15 protein-coding genes are annotated in these 17889 nt (G+C 49.5%); 4 read left to right on the top strand and 11 right to left on the bottom strand.

Translation table 11 applies throughout. From position 1 onward, the window contains the following. The first annotated feature begins 1 nt into the window (after position 1). Complete coding sequence (locus FPL14_RS21950) at positions 2-1549, top strand: glycosyl hydrolase family 18 protein (RefSeq protein WP_182299759.1); 1548 nt, start codon at positions 2-4, stop codon at positions 1547-1549. Between the two features lie 216 nt (positions 1550-1765). On the opposite strand, the gene FPL14_RS21945 is transcribed toward FPL14_RS21950, so the two are convergent. After that, a complete protein-coding gene (locus FPL14_RS21945) occupies positions 1766-3451 on the bottom strand; it encodes a glycoside hydrolase family 13 protein (protein ID WP_182299758.1) in 1686 nt (561 codons plus the stop codon). Positions 3452-3588: 137 nt separating this feature from the next. Next, on the bottom strand, positions 3589-5484 hold the full coding sequence (locus FPL14_RS21940; protein ID WP_182299757.1) for a PrkA family serine protein kinase: 1896 nt from the start codon (positions 5482-5484) through the stop codon (positions 3589-3591). A 175-nt stretch (positions 5485-5659) separates the two neighbouring features. On the opposite strand from FPL14_RS21940, the gene FPL14_RS21935 reads away from it, so the two are divergent. Both FPL14_RS21935 and FPL14_RS21930 read left to right on the top strand, forming a co-directional pair. After that, the gene (locus FPL14_RS21935) at positions 5660-6502 is read left to right on the top strand and encodes a DUF2161 domain-containing phosphodiesterase (RefSeq protein WP_182299756.1); all 843 of its coding nucleotides are present in this window, start codon (positions 5660-5662) and stop codon (positions 6500-6502) included. Further along, entirely contained in the window at positions 6499-6813 is a 315-nt protein-coding gene (locus FPL14_RS21930; RefSeq protein WP_182299755.1) for a Rieske (2Fe-2S) protein, read from the top strand. The genes FPL14_RS21935 and FPL14_RS21930 overlap by 4 nt, the downstream gene beginning before the upstream one ends. On the opposite strand, the gene FPL14_RS21925 is transcribed toward FPL14_RS21930, so the two are convergent. Next, positions 6810-7940 carry an aminotransferase class I/II-fold pyridoxal phosphate-dependent enzyme gene (locus FPL14_RS21925; RefSeq protein WP_182299754.1) on the bottom strand — a complete coding sequence of 377 codons (1131 nt, stop codon included), beginning with the start codon at positions 7938-7940 and terminating at the stop codon, positions 6810-6812. The genes FPL14_RS21930 and FPL14_RS21925 overlap by 4 nt on opposite strands. Positions 7941-8136: 196 nt before the next feature. On the opposite strand from FPL14_RS21925, the gene FPL14_RS21920 reads away from it, so the two are divergent. After that, positions 8137-8289, top strand: a complete 153-nt coding sequence (locus FPL14_RS21920) for a hypothetical protein (protein WP_182304227.1) — start codon at positions 8137-8139, stop codon at positions 8287-8289. Between the two features lie 116 nt (positions 8290-8405). Here FPL14_RS21920 and FPL14_RS21915 read toward each other — a convergent pair whose 3' ends face one another. From FPL14_RS21915 to FPL14_RS21880, 8 genes are all read right to left on the bottom strand, one after another. Next, complete coding sequence (locus FPL14_RS21915) at positions 8406-8648, bottom strand: AbrB/MazE/SpoVT family DNA-binding domain-containing protein (RefSeq protein ID WP_115992011.1); 243 nt, start codon at positions 8646-8648, stop codon at positions 8406-8408. A gap of 196 nt (positions 8649-8844) precedes the next feature. Continuing rightward, positions 8845-9306 (bottom strand): tRNA (uridine(34)/cytosine(34)/5-carboxymethylaminomethyluridine(34)-2'-O)-methyltransferase TrmL, encoded by a 462-nt coding sequence (gene trmL / locus FPL14_RS21910; protein ID WP_182299753.1) that lies wholly within the window; start codon positions 9304-9306, stop codon positions 8845-8847. A 97-nt stretch (positions 9307-9403) separates the two neighbouring features. Further along, positions 9404-10492: a 3-phosphoserine/phosphohydroxythreonine transaminase gene (gene serC / locus FPL14_RS21905; protein ID WP_182299752.1), complete on the bottom strand. Its 1089-nt coding sequence runs from the start codon at positions 10490-10492 to the stop codon at positions 9404-9406. A 126-nt stretch (positions 10493-10618) separates the two neighbouring features. Further along, positions 10619-12394, bottom strand: a complete 1776-nt coding sequence (locus FPL14_RS21900; protein ID WP_182299751.1) for a cache domain-containing sensor histidine kinase — start codon at positions 12392-12394, stop codon at positions 10619-10621. 27 nt (positions 12395-12421) lie between these two features. Beyond that, positions 12422-13990: a response regulator gene (locus FPL14_RS21895; protein WP_182299750.1), complete on the bottom strand. Its 1569-nt coding sequence runs from the start codon at positions 13988-13990 to the stop codon at positions 12422-12424. A gap of 85 nt (positions 13991-14075) precedes the next feature. Then, positions 14076-15782: a type 2 periplasmic-binding domain-containing protein gene (locus FPL14_RS21890; RefSeq protein ID WP_182299749.1), complete on the bottom strand. Its 1707-nt coding sequence runs from the start codon at positions 15780-15782 to the stop codon at positions 14076-14078. A gap of 75 nt (positions 15783-15857) precedes the next feature. After that, the gene (locus FPL14_RS21885) at positions 15858-16754 is read right to left on the bottom strand and encodes a carbohydrate ABC transporter permease (protein WP_182299748.1); all 897 of its coding nucleotides are present in this window, start codon (positions 16752-16754) and stop codon (positions 15858-15860) included. A gap of 34 nt (positions 16755-16788) precedes the next feature. After that, on the bottom strand, positions 16789-17745 hold the full coding sequence (locus FPL14_RS21880; protein WP_182299747.1) for an ABC transporter permease: 957 nt from the start codon (positions 17743-17745) through the stop codon (positions 16789-16791). Between the last annotated feature and the right edge of the window lie 144 nt (positions 17746-17889).

Below are 17889 nucleotides of genomic sequence, written 5' to 3'. Positions count from 1 at the left end.
AATGAAAAACTACGCAACCCTTCTCCGTATCCTTGTGCTGACTATTCTTGTAGGCGTTTCCACTATTCCTACGCCTTCGAGCCACGCCGGCAATGAAATCAAAGTTACATACAACCAACAAAGAATCGCTTTCCAAACGCAGCCTTTCGTTCAGAACGGAAGCACCTTCGTGGAAACGAGGCCGTTGGCGCAAAAGCTTGGCTTGCAGGTCGATTGGATCGACAAAACCAAGTTCAAGCTTTCCAAGTCCGATCTAGCGATTGTCATGGAAGTGAACAAAAAACTTGCCTACTTAAACAACGATATCGTTAACCTAACGGCAGCGCCTCTATTGAAAGGATCTACCCTATTTCTACCCTTGCGTTCCGTTGTTTCGCTTTTGGATCTAGGAATCCATTGGTATGCGGCCACCCATACGATCGAGATAACCGAGAATTCCGCCCAATCGATGCCGGTGCCCGACAAATCATCGTATAAAATCGTTGCTTATTACCCTTACTGGGGAACTTATCAGAAATTCGACGTCAAGCAAACAGATGCTTCTAATCTTACCCACATCAACTATGCTTTCGCCAACGTCAAAGACGGCCAAGTCGTCAACGGAGATTACTGGGCGGACCAAGTTAACTTTCCCGAGCTTCGCAAGCTTAAGCAAGCCAACCCGAAGCTTCGTACGCTAATCAGCATTGGCGGATGGACGTGGTCCGAATTTTTCTCCGATATCGCGTTATCCCAATACTCCCGTACGAAATTCGCCGACAGTGCCGTGAAATTCATGCGCGACAACGGGTTTGACGGGATTGATCTGGATTGGGAATACCCGGTTGCCGGAGGATTGGCTTCGAATTCGGCCAGAGCGGAAGACAAGATCAATTTTACTTTGCTCCTCCGGACGATCCGCGACAAGCTGGATGCCGTGCAGCTCAAGGACGGCAATACGTATTCGCTGACGATTGCCGCGGGAGCCTTCCCCTCATACGCAAGCAATACGGAGATAGCAAAAGTTGCGTCCATCGTAGACTGGATCAATCTGATGACCTATGACTACCATGGCAATTGGGAGAAGAAAAGCAATCATAATGCCCCCTTATACGCGGATCCTGCGGATTCGACTAGCGCGAAATCCAACATTCACCATACCGTCAACACGTTCTTGAATGAGGGAGTTCCGGCGAACAAGCTGGTCTTGGGCATCCCGATGTACGGGCGGGGATGGACGGGCTGCGCTCAGACCAATCAAGGCTTATATCAGACGTGTAAAGACGTCTCACAGGGAACCACGGCTAATGGAGTCCACGAATACGACGAGCTGGAGAAGATGGGCTGGATTAACGGAAACGGGTTCGTCCGATACTGGAATGATAACGCCAAAGTTCCTTGGCTGTACAAAAAAACGACCGGCACGCTAATCGTATACGAGGACCCGGAATCGATAGCTTACAAAGCGGAGTATATCCGTTCCAAGGGGTTAGGCGGAGCGATGCTGTGGGAGATCAGCCAAGACGATAACCGAACTTTGCTGAACAAGCTGGTCAGCTCGTTGAAGTAGAATAATATAAAAAGCGGCAAAGAATCTACAATCCCCTTAGACCAAACATTGGTTGGCAAGGAAGCGAAAGCATGGACGGTTGGGATTTATTTAACTTCTAATCCTGGACAAACTTCAGCAGTGAAGGTCGTTGTAAAGGAATAACCATTTGAATGTCGTGCTATGTACACTATCGAAAAAAGCACCCATCCGGGTGCTTTTTTAACGTCACAGCGATTATTGAACGCCTTGCAGCCTGTACACTCTAGCTTCATATGGGCGCAAGCTTACCGATGCAATAGACTCCTTGGAGTCGACCTCATAATTGCTAATGATCAGTTCTCGCGACTCATGATGAAGTTGCGCGGGAAGCTCGAACTTTACCGGTTCCTTGAAGAAATTCAAAATCACCAGCCAAACTTCTTCGCCGAGCTTGCGCGTATACGCGTATATGGAATCATGATTCTCGAGCAACAATTCATAATCTCCGTAAACCATGATGTCATGCCGTTTGCGCAATGCGATTAGCTTCTTATAATAGTTAAAAATCGATTGAGGATCTTGGACTGCCAATTCGGCGTTGATCGTCGTGTAGTTGGAATTCGTCTCGATCCATGGGGTCCCCGTCGTGAATCCGCCATTGTCCGAAGCATCCCACTGCATCGGCGTCCGCGCGTTGTCGCGACCTTTCACGTAGATCGATTCCATGACTTGCTCTACGCTTTTGCCCTGTTGACCGACGGCGTCCCGGTACATATTAAGCGTTTCGATATCTTTATAACGATCGATCGAATCGAACTTCACGTTCGTCATCCCGATTTCTTCGCCTTGATAAATATACGGAGTCCCCTTCAACGTGTGCAGCAGGGTTGCGAGCATTTTCGCGGATTCGACCCTATGTTCGCCGTCATCGCCGAAGCGCGACACCATCCGCGGTTGATCGTGATTGTTGAGATAGAGGCTGTTCCAACCGTCGTTGGCGAGCCCCTCTTGCCACTTGTGCAGTATTCCTCTTAGCTGGTGCAACGTCCACGGAGCGAGATCCCATTTGCCCCCCGGACCGGAACCGATATCCATATGTTCGAATTGGAACACCATTTGCAGTTCGTTGCGGTTTTCTCCCGTATACAGCTTGGCCTCTTCCGCCGTTACGCCCGGCATTTCGCCGACGGTCATGACATCGTCGTACTTGGACAGCACTTCCCGGTTCATCTCTTGCAGAAACTCGTGAATGCGCGGACCGTTCATGAAATAGTCGCCGCCCCACGCATAGCGTTCGGTTCCGGCATCGGGAAGCTCGGGTACTTTGGAGATGAAATTGATGACGTCCATGCGGAAGCCGTCGATTCCTTTGTCCAGCCACCACTTCATCATGTCGTAAATTTCTTGCCGCAGCTTAGGATTTTCCCAGTTCAAGTCCGGCTGTTTTTTGGAGAAAATATGCAAGAAATATTCGCCCGTCTTCTCGTCCCACTCCCAAGCGGAGCCGCTGAAGACGGACACCCAGTTGTTCGGTTCCCGTTCGTCCTTGCCCGGTCTCCAAATATAATAGTCTCGGTACGGATTATCTTTGGACTGCCGTGATTTAACGAACCAGTCATGCTCGTCGGAGGAATGATTGACCACGAGATCCATAATAAGCTTTATACCCCGTTTGTGCATCTCCTCAAGCATTTCTTCCCAATCGGCTATCGTGCCGAACTCGTCCATGATCGCTTGATAATGGCTGATATCATAACCGTTGTCGTCATTTGGCGATTGATACACGGGACTTAGCCAGACGACGTTCACGCCGAGATCTTTCAAATAATCGAGCTGCGAAATAATGCCGCGAAGATCGCCGATCCCGTCGCCATTGCTGTCCTTAAAGCTCCTTGGGTAAATTTGATACACGACCGCTTCTTTCCAAAATGCTTTGTTCATGCGAGTAGCTCCCTTGCTAGATCTTATAGAAGTAATATTACTATTACGTCATGGGAATATCTAGTCATTTCAACATTCCGTTTTCCAACCCAAAAAGCACCCGCGAAGGTGCTTCTTGGATTTTCCTCCCGCTCCCCTTAACGATTCAGCAAGCTGCCCACATATCGCAACAGCTCATTCGCGCACACCGGACAATAATGGTGTTCGTCGATTAACCGTTTGGTTACCTCGTTAATGCGTTTTAACTGGCTTTCGTCCGGCGTCTTCGTCGAGGTCGTAATTTTGACGATGTCCTTCAGATCGGTGAACAGCTTCTTTTCGATCGCTTCGCGCAACCGATCATGCATGCTGTAGTCGAATTTCTTGCCTTTGCGCGAATAAGCCGAGATCCGGATAAGAATTTCTTCGCGGAATGCTTTCTTGGCGTTCTCCGAGACGCCGATCTGTTCTTCGATAGACCGCATAAGCCGCTCATCCGGATCCATTTCTTCACCCGTTAACGGATCCTTGATTTTCGACCAATTGCAATACGCTTCTATGTTGTCGAGATAATTCTCGAACAACGTGCGCGCGGACTCCTCGAACGAATATACGAACGCCTTCTGAATTTCCTTCTTCGCCAGATTGTCGTATTCCTTGCGCGCGACCGAGATGAAGTTCAAATACTTCTCCCGCTCCTCCCTCGTAATCGAAGGGTGCTGATCGAGGCCGTCCTTGAGCGCCCTCAGAACGTCCAAGGCGTTAATGCACGGCAAATCCTGCTTAATAAGCGCGCTGGATATTCGATTGATGACGTAACGCGGGTCGATTCCGGACATTCCTTCCTCGACGAATTCGTTCTGCATTTCCTTCAGATCGGCTTCTTTGTAGCCTTCCACTTCCTCGCCGTCGTACATACGCATTTTTTTGACGAGATCCATCCCTTGCTTCTTGGATTCCTTCAAACGGGTCAGGATGGAGAAAATAGCCGCGGCGCGCAAAGCATGAGGAGCGATATGGACATGGCTCATATCCGATTGGCCGATCAGCTTCGTATAGATTTTCTCTTCGGACGATACCTTCAGGTTATACGGGATCGGCATGACGATCATCCGCGACTGAAGCGCTTCGTTCTTCTTGTTCGAGATGAACGCTTTGTACTCCGATTCGTTCGTATGCGCCACGATCAATTCGTCCGCGCTAATGAGAGCGAAGCGGCCCGCTTTGAAGTTGCCTTCTTGCGTGAGGGAGAGCAGGTTCCAAAGGAATTTCTCGTCGCACTTCAACATCTCCTGAAACTCCATCAATCCCCGGTTAGCCTTATTCAACTCTCCATCGAAACGATAGGCCCGCGGGTCGGATTCCGAACCGAACTCCGTTATCGTCGAGAAATCGATGCTTCCGGTTAAATCCGCGATATCCTGCGATTTCGGATCCGACGGGCTGAACGTGCCGATCCCTACCCGATTTTTTTCCGAGATGAGCACTCGCTCGATCGGAACCCGCTCGATGTCGTTATCGAATTCCAGCTTCAGCCGCATTTGACACGAAGGACAAAGGTCCCCTTCGATGCGAACGCCAAGCTCTTGCTCTACTTCCGGGCGAAGCTCGTTCGGAATGAGATGAAGGGGATCTTCCTGCATCGGGCAGCCTTTAATCGCGTACACGGCGCCCCGCGCGGAGCGTGAATATTGCTCAAGCCCCTTCTTAAGTAACGTTACGATCGTTGATTTCCCGCCGCTCACCGGACCCATAAGCAACAAAATTCTCTTGCGGACGTCAAGCCTTCTAGCGGCGGAATGGAAATATTCCTCCACCAATTTCTCCATCGTCTGGTCCAATCCGAAAATCTCGGAGTTGAAAAACTTATATTTTTTACTACCGCCCCGCTCCTCTACCCCGTGGGAAACGATCATATCGTATACCCGCGCGTGAGCGGTCATCGCCGGAGTATTGTCGCGGCGAAGTAGATCGATGTAATCCCGAAAAGTGCCCGACCAGCTTAGTTTCTCACTTTCGGCCCGATACTCTGAGATCCGACTGAAGATGTCCATGCCGCTTCCTCCTCGCAACTTTCTCTACTCTTGACCTGACGTAATACATACTTATGCGGGGGGACGGACGAATTTGACCTTACATTCCTTTTACATTACTCATTTCATTCGAAAAGGGTGTGATATAATTGCGGTATTCTTAGGTTATCCGTTCAATGCGCGGGAGGGAAATCCGGTGGCAGTCAAATTAGAAACCGAGCTATACCCGCCGGTCAAAGGCTTTTTTACCGAAAGAGGTTATGAGGTCAAGGCGGAAATACGAGGATGCGACTTGGTTGCCTATCGGGCCGATCTTGCGAATCCGATCATCGTGGAAATGAAAAAAACGTTTACGCTGCCCCTGCTGCTTCAAGGCATCGATCGTCAAAAGACCGGCGCGGCGGTATGGTTGGCGGTAGAACGCAACCGGACGAAACGCGGAGCCCACAATCAGAGATTCACGGAAATCACCGCACTATGTCGGCGGTTGAATCTTGGTTTCCTTACGGTTACCTTCTTCCGGACGAAATCTCCGGTGCTCGAGGTGTGGTGCGAACCTGCCGGCAACGAACCGACGCCGCTCGCCTCGTCCGCGCTCGGACAGTTGGCGGCCGAGTCGTCGCCATCTTATCAGAGCGCCCCTGCCGGGCGGCGCAAGTCTAAAGCCGCTAAGCTGTTGAAGGAATTCAATGCCCGTAGCGGAGACTACAACGTCGGCGGCAGTACGAAGCGCAAGCTCGTAACCGCCTATCGGGAAAGAGCGATCCAGTGCGCTTTGGCGTTAGAGTGCCATGGCCCTTCCGCTCCCCGCCAAGTAAGAGATTGGACCCACTGCCCGACGGCTGCAGCCCAACTTCAGCACAATTATTACGGCTGGTTCAGAAGGGTCGCGAAAGGGATATACGAACTGACGCCCGCAGGCCAAGCCGCTTTGCGGCAATACTCCGAAGTGACAAAAGTATGGGCTAATCAATATCCTTGGGCTACGCGCTATGCGCTTACGCTCGAAGAGCAAACGGAAGGAGTACCAACCCCATGAACCCATCGGAGATCGAACTCGGTCCATTGGACGCTTACGCGGAGTTGCCCGCGGAAGTCATGATAGATCATACCCCTTATTGGCTTGTCCGTACGTCCGAAGCCGAAGGCGGGTTTCGTCTGCTGCTGGCAATCTGTCCGCATGCGGGAGGAGAAATCCGCCCCCTTAACGACGTCTTGTTCTGTCCATTGCATTTCTGGACATTCCACGCGGAGAGCGGGGTTTGCTTGAACGATCCGTCCGAGCGACTCCTGCGGCGCCGGGTTATCGTAAGGGACGGCCGGTTATTCGCGGTCGGGGAACACGGCTAGCTCCTCGACCATCGCCCCGTAAATTCCTCCATGCTCTCGGCAAGCCTGGACAGTCCTTGCTTCATTTGCCGTTCGTCCGCGAAAGCGTGGGTGATCCTAAGGGTATTGATACGAGGATCCTTCGCGTAGAAAGGCGCCCCGGGCTGAAAAATGAGTCCCTTAAGCCATGCCCCGCGAAGCAGCGATTCTCCATCCAGTCCGGAAGGCAAGACGACCCAAAGATGGAGCCCGCCTTTCGGCTGGACCCAGCTTAAATCCTCTATGCCTTTGCGCGCCAATTGTTCCGTCATTCTTCTCATTCGTTCCGCGCATTGGACGCGAAGCATATCGTACAAAGGCTCCAGCGGTTGTTCCTCTATCAGTTGCGCAAGCGCTAGTTGTTCTATCGTATTGGCTGAATATTCTTCTCGCACCGGAGTCCCGTTCGAATGCGAATATGCCGATTCCGTCGCGCCTGCGATCCAGCCGATACGCAGCCCCGCTATTAACCCTGGCGGGATCTGGCCGATGGACAGAGCGCCCGGCTCCAATCTTCGAGGAGGACGTAACTCGGCCTGATCATAGATCAGCATCTCATGCCGATCGTCCGTCACGAGCAAGACTCCGGCTTCCTTGCATCTGCTCTGAACGGCCGTCTTGTTCTCCGGACTCCAGCATGCGCCTTCAGGGTCGGTTAACGTCGGCGATACGTACACCATTTTCGGACGATAACGGAACAAGGCCGTCGTGAGCGCCTCGGGATCCATCCCTCTTCGGTCGCCTTCAACCGCCTCGACCTTTAACCCCGCTTTGCGAAAGGCGATGAGCGCGGATCGGGAAGTGAGCTTCTCGGTTAGTATCGTGTCTCCGGGAATAAGCTTATTTTCCAGTATCCACGCAAGCGCGCCGTCCGCCCCCCGCGTCATCCTGATTTGATTGCCGTTGCCGCCCGTTTTCCCCTTCAATAAACCTTTTGCCAGCTGTTCCCTTAGCTTCTCCTCTCCATAGAGATCGGACTTTCTTTCCAGTATGCCCAATTGCTCCGTCGCGGCGAAGGCCGCGGCCGCTTCTACCCGCTCCTCCCAGTCCGCCGAGGAAACCAATCCTTCCTTAGGCCATCCGCCCATCCAGTTAATAATCGAACTCAAGGCGTTCCCCTCCCATGACGATGTTGGCCTTGGTTCATTTATATGCCCGCGTTTAAGCCGACAAACCAATATTCGATGAAGGATCGCAAGCGGATTTCCGAACAATCGTATCTTATTCGTTTTGTTCACAACATTTTGCGTTTTCTTTTTTTGAGGGGTTGGTTATAATATGGATAGTTAAGCGGAGGTGTGGAACATGTTTCTTGCTGAGACAGCTGCGAAAGCGGCAGAGCAGTTCGAGTTGTTTGGAATGTCCAATAAGTTCTGGATCGTAATTTTGGTTCTGGCTTTGTTCGTCACGGCTATCTTGACGTCTTCTTATAACGAAGATAAAACCAAAGGGCTGTAAAGCCACCCAAGAGCCGGAACCTTCCTCTTCGCGGAGAAGGTTCCGGCTTTTTTATTGCGCGAAGCGAACAAAGAAAACCGTCCCCCCGGGACGGTTTTCTTTTGTGTCGGTTATGTTTACAGTCCGTGCATATCCTTCACGCAAGATGCGCATACATAGCGCTCCTTGAATTCTCCGACGCCTTCCATCGAAGAACAAAATACGCAACGAGGACGATAACGTTCCAGAATGATGTGATCTCCTTGGACCAGTATTTCTACCGGATCCCCTTCATTCATTTGATACCGTTTACGCAACGATTTCGGCAGTACAATACGTCCTAATTGGTCGACTTTGCGAACTACGCCTGCAGGTTTCAATGCAGTACCTCCATTCATACGCTATTCTAGCTAGTTATCTCGAAACCTTTTAGCCACTCTATACCGTTCTATAAAGAGCTTTAATAACCTTCCAAACATTCGATTTGCTTAAAATAGTGCAACATTTCGACAATATAATCTCATAAAAAGTGGAATTTGTCGAATAATGTATTTATATGAAGAATCAATTTCATCGTTAAGACAGCGGAAATCCATTTTGTCTTAAGGCTTCGAATACGACAATAGCGGCCGAGTTGGCCAGATTTAACGAACGTACTTTATCCGTCATAGGAATGGTCATGCATGTTTCCAAATTGGAATCGAGCAGCGCTTGCGGCAATCCCGCCGTCTCTTTGCCGAAGACGAAGAAATCTCCGTCTTGAAATTGAAAATCCGTGTACCGCTTATTAACCCTTGTACTCGCGAAAAAAAACCGGGCCCCGGGATTGGCCGCTTCGACTTCTTCGAACGAATCGTAATAGGTGATATTTACCGCATACCAATAGTCCAGACCGGCCCGCTTCAAGACGCGGTCATCCGTAGAGAAGCCGAGCGGACGAACCAGATGAAGGTGAGTGCCCGTTGCAGCGCAGGTTCTTGCGATATTGCCGGTATTCGCCGGAATCTCCGGATTGACCAGCACGATGTGGAACGCCAATGCGATTGCCCCCTAACCTTTTATTTCCTGAGACAAATTGAAAAATAGCGGCATAGACCGCTATTTCTCAACTTTTCGTTATAGAAATCAGACTTGCTTAGCCATTCCGGCTTTGAAATCCGCGCATGAACTCCGCTAACGCTTGTACGCTTTCCAGAGGAACGGCATTGTAGATCGAAGCTCTTAAGCCGCCTACGCTGCGATGCCCTTTCAAGCCGACGAAGCCGTTAGCTTCCGATTCTTTAACGAATTTCTTCTCCAGCTCTTCGTTCGCAAGCGTGAAAGTAACGTTCATCAAAGAACGGCTGCCCGCTTCCGCGAATCCGCGGTAGAACCCGTTGCTGCCGTCGATCGCATCGTAGATCAGCTTAGCTTTCTCGCGGTTACGAGCTTCCATTCCCGCAGCTCCGCCGTTCGCTTTAATCCACTTCAGCACTTCGTTCATCATGTAGATCGCGAACGTAGGAGGCGTATTGTACAACGAATCCGCCTTCGCATGCGTGTCGTAACGAAGCATGGTCGGTACTGGAACGGATGGCTTGACGATGAGATCCTCGCGAATGATGACGATCGTTACACCGGAAGGCCCCAGGTTTTTCTGGGCTCCGGCGTAGATAACGCCGAATTTGGAAACGTCGATCGGACGGCTTAAAATGTCGCTCGACATGTCGCCGATCAGAGTCACGCTGCCCGTGTCGGGAAATTCCGTCCACTGCGTCCCTTCGATCGTTTCGTTGGAAGTTAAATGCAAATACGCAACGTCGGACGAATAGTTCAATTCGCTGATCGCGGGAATCCGCTTATAAGAATCGGCCTCCGAAGAAGCGGCGATCGTCGTTTCGCCGAACAGTTTGGCTTCTTGAATCGCTTTCGTCGCCCAGCTGCCCGTCGAGACGTAAGCAGCCGAAGTTCCCGGACCGCGGAGGTTCAAAGGAATCATGGCGAATTGCGTGCTCGCTCCGCCTTGGACGAACAATACTTTGTAATTATCCGGAATCGCAAGCAATTCCCGAAGCAGATTTACGGCTTCGAAATGGACTTTCTCGTAAACGGCGCCCCGATGGGACATCTCCATGAGAGACATTCCGCTATTCTCGAATTCGACGAATTGCTCTTGGGCTTTCTGCAGTACGTCTAACGGCAACGCCGCTGGACCGGCATTGAAATTATAAGCGCGGTTAGCCATCTTGTCCCCACCTTAATTAAATTCATAATAGGCTTATCATATCAAAGCTTTGCGCCGAAGAGCAACCATTATCACACCATATTTCTCACGATTGTGACTTATTTCCGAACGAAAGCGGTATCATGCCTAAGAAATTTTCGTCTTTTTCTTTTCCTCGTGTTTGATCGCCGGAATTTTGATTTGTACCGTCGTGCCGATGCCTTTTCTGCTGTAGATTTTGACTCCGTAATGTTGTCCATAATAAAGCTTAATCCGTTCGTTAACGTTATGAACGCCATACCCGACCTTGGCGTCTTCCGTGTCCTCGAAAAGCCTAGCGATGGCTTGAGAGGACATGCCGACCCCGTCGTCGATAATTTGGAACACGACCAGATCTCGTTCGAGTGTCCCCGTAATGCGAATGTGGATCCGATCCCCGCACCAAGCATGCTTCAAGCAATTCTCGACGAAAGGCTGAAGAATCAGCTTTAACGTATCGAACCGAACGATATCGACGGAAATATCGCACTGCACCTGCATCCGTTCGCCGAACTTCACCTGTTGGATATCCAGATAAGCTTGAATCAATTCCAACTCTTTCAGAATCGAAATATTCGCGCGCCCGTCATTCAAGGATAACCGATAAAACTTCGCCAAATTCATGACCATTTGATGCTGAGTGTCCACTTCGCCGAACTTGGCCAACCTGCTGATCGAAGATAACGTGTTGAACAGGAAATGCGGATTGATCTGAGCTTGCAGCGTCTCCAGCTCCGCTTCCGTCTTGCGAAGATTCGTCATGTAGACTTCCCTGATCAAACCGCCGATATTGTGTCCCATATCGTTTAATGCCGAGGAGATCCTAGTAAACTCGTCGTTTCCTTTGAACAGAATACGTTTGTGGAATTCGCCTTCTTGAAATGAATCCAGAACGGATACGATTTTCGATACCCGTTTGGAGAAAAATCTGGAGATCAAAAAACCGGCAACCGAAAAAATGGCGAAACAGGCTAAACATATCAGAAGGGTCAGCGTTTTTACCTTGTCCGTATCTCCGTCCGTCAGTTCGGTCGGTACGAGGGCGATCAGACTCCAGTTCAAATCGGGCAAATTTTGCTGAATGACCAGATGATCCTTCGAGCTGGCATCCGTCCACGCTTCCCCCGTCCGCCATCCCGGCGATCCGGACGAGCTTAATATTCGTTTGTCTTGATCCGCAACGAAAATCGTCGTGCCTTCCCCGATTTTCTGAAAATCTATGCTTTCGAATAAATCCGTCAAATACACGCTGATCCGAAGAAATCCGATTTCTTTCATATCCGATTGGCTAATGTCTACAACTCTTCTAAGCAAGGATATCCGGCCGTATTTTCCGTCGTCCTCGATTCTGTTCCATTGCATCGTATTCCCGTAGTTTTCCGGGGGAAACCGCTTATACCATTCCTTCTCGGCAATTCGCGTGATGTGATACCACTCTAATACTTGCGGATGGGTAACCAGCGGATCCGATGATCCCCACAGGTTGTATATTTCGTTAAAGGTCTCGTTATGAAAGTAAAAAGACAGCCAAACTTTGCTTTCCGTCGTTTCGATCGCCGTTCGAAACTTAGGCAGCATATATTTTTTGGTCGCCTCGTAATTGACCCACCCCATTTCGTAATGATGGAGGTGAGACGCCAGCCGGTCGTCGAAATAGAGCAAATCGGAAATGCGTTCGATATTTTCCATCTTGTAACGGATGTTGTCTTTCATTTGTTGAAGCGTTCCTTGTATATTAGATCGGGTTTGTTTGCGCATCGATTCGACGAAAACCGAATTCGCGATATAGCCAACCAGAAGGACCGGAATGATAATAAACACGGAATAGGAAAGCATGAGCTTGTATCCGAAAGGCATATACTTCCTTGCTGTCTTGTCTCTCATCCTCGACCCGCACCTTCCACTCGCCTTTTATGATTTTCTCCGGTATTCCAGCGGCGTCATTCCGATTGTTTCCCTGAATTGTCGACTGAAGTATGGCAAATATCGGTAACCGACCCTATCCGCCACTTCATAAATTTTGAGCTTCGAGCTCTTCAGCAGCCGTTGCGCCTTCTCCATCCGAAGCGCGATAATATAGTCGCTGAAATTTTGGCCCGTTTCCTCTTTGAATAGCACGCCTAAGTAGTTGGGCGAGAACGAGAATTGGTCCGCAACCTCGCGCAACGTAATATTGTCCTGCAACCGATCGCTGACGCTAGCGATAATGGCTTGGATAAGCTTCCCGTTCTTCGTATGTTTTTTCGAATTCAACATTTCGGATATTTCGAATACGCGATATCGCAACCATTTATGAATATCGTCGATCGTTTCGAATTGCAGCAAGATGTCCAGGTTCTTGAGTTCCATTCCTAACAGCTTGAAGAGGTCTTCGTTATTGGCCCGTAAATAATCGTTCAGCTTCATGACCAAGTACATGGCAAAATTGTGGATCGTAATTCTGGAGCCCATTCTCGAAGTAATCTGGAATAGTCCGGACAATTCGTCGTGAATGCGCACCAGATCATAATTCGACATGGCGATCAGCATCGCTTCCAAGCGCTCGTCCAGGCTTTTGATATCCTGTATCTCATGGCTTCCCACTTTGTCGTAGCGGATCAGTTTCCCTTTGCCCCTGAACATTTTGGAATCGATCGCCTCAACGGCTTGGCCATAAGAGACATATATCTCCGATAATCCGTCCACCGCTCCGCCTAACCCGATCGTAATCGTAAAGGGGAACATCGTCTTGATGTCCGCGACCACTTCATTCAGCGCATGAAGCGCTACGTTCCCGTCCAGCAGCAACGCGGTCCTCTGCTTCGTGATTCTACATACGTGAGCAATGCCGTTTCGCTTGAAAGACTCCGCTAGCTCCTCGTAGTACCAGCTCAGCATCTTCTTCCGTTTGTCGTCTTCGTACGGATTCAACTTCCAAAAATAATCGTCGATCTCCACCAGAGCAACCCTCGCCGGCCAATCGAGACTGTCCAATTGATATTCCTTCTCCAGCCATTCCGAAGCATTGCTGTCGCTAGGGCCATCCAGCAGCTGCATCAGATACTCGTTCTTAACGATGGGAACCATTTGCTTGTAAGCCTCTTCCGTATCCCGTACTTTCTTCTTCCGATTCAGGTCCAGACACAGCTTATTTAAGGATTCTATCAGTTCCTTATCATCCATTGGCTTAAGCACGTATCCGTGCGCGTTCAGCGAGATCGCTTGTTTGACATAGTTAAAATCCTGGTGCCCGCTTACGAAAATAATTCTAAGGTTCTCTTGCTTCTCCAACGCTTTCTTCGCAAGCTCCAACCCTGACATATTCGGCATGCGGATGTCCGTCACGAGGATATCGATATGCTCTCTTTCGATCACTTCGCAAGCCGCGAAACCGTTGTTCACCGCTTCGACGACCTCCAAGCCCATCTCTTGCCATGGAATGAATTTACGCATCCCTTCAAGGTCTAATACTTCATCATCCGCGAGCAGCACTTTATACAACGTTCTCACTCCCTGCATAAATGAACATTGGCAAGGAAGGTATACCGTGAAGTATACCCTCCTTGCCTATATGTTTTATGATGACTTAGTTTCCTTGCATTTTCTTCATGTTAGCCTGCCAAGCTTCCGTTTGATAATCCAATTGCTTCTGGTAGCCTACGGCGAACGCTTTTTCATTCGCTTCGTCGAGAATTTTCAGAACTTCTTGATCGTTTTTCGCGTACAATGCTTTTGCTCTGTATTCGTCGAAAATATCTTCTACGGCTTGAGTAGCAATACCGGCTTCGGAATCTTTGGAAGGAAGCATGTTTACGGAATATTCCGTAGCATCGGCTTGCGTTTTCCAAGTGACTTCGTATTGGTAATGCGTATTCCAGTTGCGTTGCTCCATCGGCAACGTCGATTCGTATTTCGCTTTCGTCGTGTCGAGGAATACCGTGTTGCCATTCCAGAAAATATTGTTGGAATCGGCTTGAAGTTTAGCAAGCCCTTCTTTGTCCGACGTATATTTCTCGGTGAATTTCGGTGTAATTCCATCTTCCTCAAGCCCGCTCCAATATCCGCCTTCAGGTCCCCACATCAGAACGCGTTGGCCTTCGGGTCCCGTGTACCAGTCAAGGAACGCGAAGATCGCTTCGGGATTTTCGGCAGCTTTCGTAATGACGCTTACGTTCCATCCGAGTTTGCTATACGTTCCAGGGAAAATTTTGTTCTTATCTAAACCGGGCTTAGCGATCGGCCATGTGACGAAGTAACCGGCGTCCGGATCGTTTTTGGCGAGAATGCCGTCTCCTTCGGCCGCAAAGTCGGTCGGGCTTGAGCTGGCGTACACGGCGACTTTGCCGTTCAATACTTTCTCTTTGACTTGGTCGCGCGTTTGCGTCAAAGCGTCTTGCGTCATCAACTTCTCGCGGAACAGTTTAGCGGCATACTGCATGGATTCGCGGAATGTCGGATCTTCGAAGATCGAGCTCATCTTGCCGTCTTTAGGAACGGAGCGGTTACCGACCCAACGGTTCAATGCGCCTTCTTTGAAGGCGGTGTATAGAACATCCAACCCTTGACCGTCGATAACTAGCTCAGGCTCGAATGGAGTTACGTCATTGTACTTGGCTTTAACCGCTTTAAGGTATTCGTACAAGTCGTCGGTCGTTTCCAATTTAGGGGAACCAAGCTCTTTGTAAATTTTCTTGTTCACGACGTAACCTGCGTTGCCGTTCGGTTGGTTCGTGTACCAGTTCGGGAATTGATACAGCTTGCCGTCATCGCTGCGGAGCATGTTGATCGCTTCCGTGCTCAGCCATTTTTTCAAGTTCGGGTACTTATCTATATAATCGTCGAACGGTACGAGCATATCCGATTCGATAAGCAATTTGATATCCGCGGAATGGCGATCCGCCCAAATAACGTCCGGAAGATCGTTGGATGCCATCATCGTATTCAACTTTTGCTTAGCATTGTTTGCGGATTGAACTGCCGTGATATTCACCTTTTTGTTTTCTTTGATCCACTTGGAGGCTGCATCCTCGCCCCATTTCGGCATCGAATACCAATCGTAGTGTCCATAGAAGCTGAATTCAAGAGGTTCTTTGCCGACTTCGTAAATGTCTGCCGAAGCGTTCTCGGTTTCGGCCGAAGCCGATTCGCTGCTGCTAGCCGATGGCGTGCTGCTATTGCTAGGCGAAGCCTCCTTCCCCCCATTGTTGTTTTTACCGGCGCAACCGGCTAAGACAACGGTTAAGACCACTAGGATTGCAACTGAAACGAGCAAAGCTTTTTTCGTGTTTCTCATTTTCTGAATGCCCCTTCCTTTTTGAGTATAATCTATGTTTAAAGCAAATTGCTCTAAACTCGGGAGACAATCCTCTTACTCCTTCAGCGATCCTACCAATACGCCTTTGACGAAATATCTTTGCAGGAACGGATAGACGCAGACGATCGGAAGCGTGGCCACCATCATAATCGCCATCGACAACGATTTGCTCGTAATGGTTTGCATTTTGCCTAGTATGGCCTGCGAAGCCGTATCTAGCGCCGACGTGTTCGCCGTGATTACGTTCGTGTTAAGAACCTGCTGGAGAAGCGTCTGAATCGGGATCAATTTCTCGTTGGTAATATAGATACTAGGCAAGAACCATTCATTCCAATGGTATACCGCCGTGAAAAGCGCCAAAGTCGCGATAACGGGACCGGATAGCGGAAGGACGATTCGGAAATACGTTCCCCAGTTGCCGCAGCCGTCGATCTTGGCCGACTCCTGCAAGCCGTCCGGCAAGCCGTTGAAAAATGTCCTGAAGATGATCATGTTCCAAACGCTAATTAATGAAGGAATAATGTATACCCAGAACGAATTGTCCAGCCCGATCCCGCGAATGAGCAAATAAGTCGGAATCAAACCGCCGCCGAAATACATCGTAATGATACAGACGACCATGTAAAAATTGCGGCCGATCAGCTCTTTTTTGGTCATGCCGTATGCGAGTATCGAAGTTGCCAGTATAGAGGTAATCGTTCCGATTATCGTACGCAGGATAGTAATCGTGAACGCCCCAACCAATCTGTCGTCTTCGAACACGGTCTTGTAGTTTTCCCATGTCCATGCCCTCGGCCAGAACGTTACTCCCCCCAGCGCGGTATCTTTGCCCTCGTTGAAAGAGATCACCAATGCGTTCCAAAAGGGATAAAAGGTCGTAAAAGCCAGTAATGCCAACAGGATATAAATGACGATGACCATCGTGCGGTCGCCGTAACCAAGTCTTCTCATGGCCGTCCACGCATCCTTCCGTAAAATTGGCGCATTACCATAAGCTGTTGCCGGATCGACGGGCCAAATAGTTCGCCATAATCAACATCCCTACGCTTATAAGCGCTTTGAATAATCCGATTGCGGTCGCGTATGCGTATCTTCCGTTCTGGATCCCGGTGCGGTATACGTACGTATCCAACACGTCCGTCACTTCTCTTAGCAACGGATTGACCCCGAGCAGCAAGATATCTTCGAAGCCGGCGTTTAACAGGTTCCCCATTGCCAAGATCATGAAAATAATAACGACAGGCATAATCGACGGCAAAGTAATCAGAAACATTTGCTTGAGCTTGCTTGCCCCATCCATCTCGGCCGCTTCGTACATGTGCGGATCGACTCCCGCAATCGCCGCCAGATAAACGATGGAGGCAAATCCGATGTCTTTCCATACGTTCGCCGTAATGAGGATTGTCCAGAAATACTCCGGAATGGACAGGAAGTTAATCGGTTCATCGATCAGGTTTGCCTTCTCCAGAGCGATATTGACGCTGCCGTTGTCCGTAGCCAGCATCGAAGTGAAGAAACCCGCCACGATGACCCAAGACAAGAAATAAGGCAAGTAACTGACCGTTTGCACTAATCTTTTGAAGAACATATTTTTTACTTCGTTTAACATCAGCGCCAATAAGATAGGTGCCGGAAATCCGATCAGAAATTTCAAGAGACTCACGATCACCGTATTGCGCATAACTCTGGCGAAATCGGGACTATTGAAGAACTGCTCGAAATACTTGAATCCGACCCACGGGCTAGCCGAGAACCCCTTGATGATGTTGTAGTCCTTGAATGCCGTCAAAACCCCGTACATCGGAATGTAGCTGAAGACGAAAATAACCATCAGCGCCGGAATGACCATTAGTTGGATATCCCATTGCCTCAGGAACCGCACGAATGTTCGACTCGACTTCTTCTTCGGTGCGACATCTTTGTTAAGCGTAAGCTGCGCCATTCCCACCCCTCCTGCTGCCAAAGCTTCATGTCTATATTCTAAGAGGATGTAAGCGCTATTAAAATTTGCATCATCAACTAAAAATGATACTTTTCAAATGTCTTTTATAAAAAGACGCGAAAAAAAGCCTTTCACCCGGGATGG

This window comes from Cohnella cholangitidis (assembly GCF_014107495.1).
Lineage (GTDB): Bacteria > Bacillota > Bacilli > Paenibacillales > Paenibacillaceae > Cohnella > Cohnella cholangitidis.
This window is presented reverse-complemented; position numbering and strand designations above follow the sequence as displayed.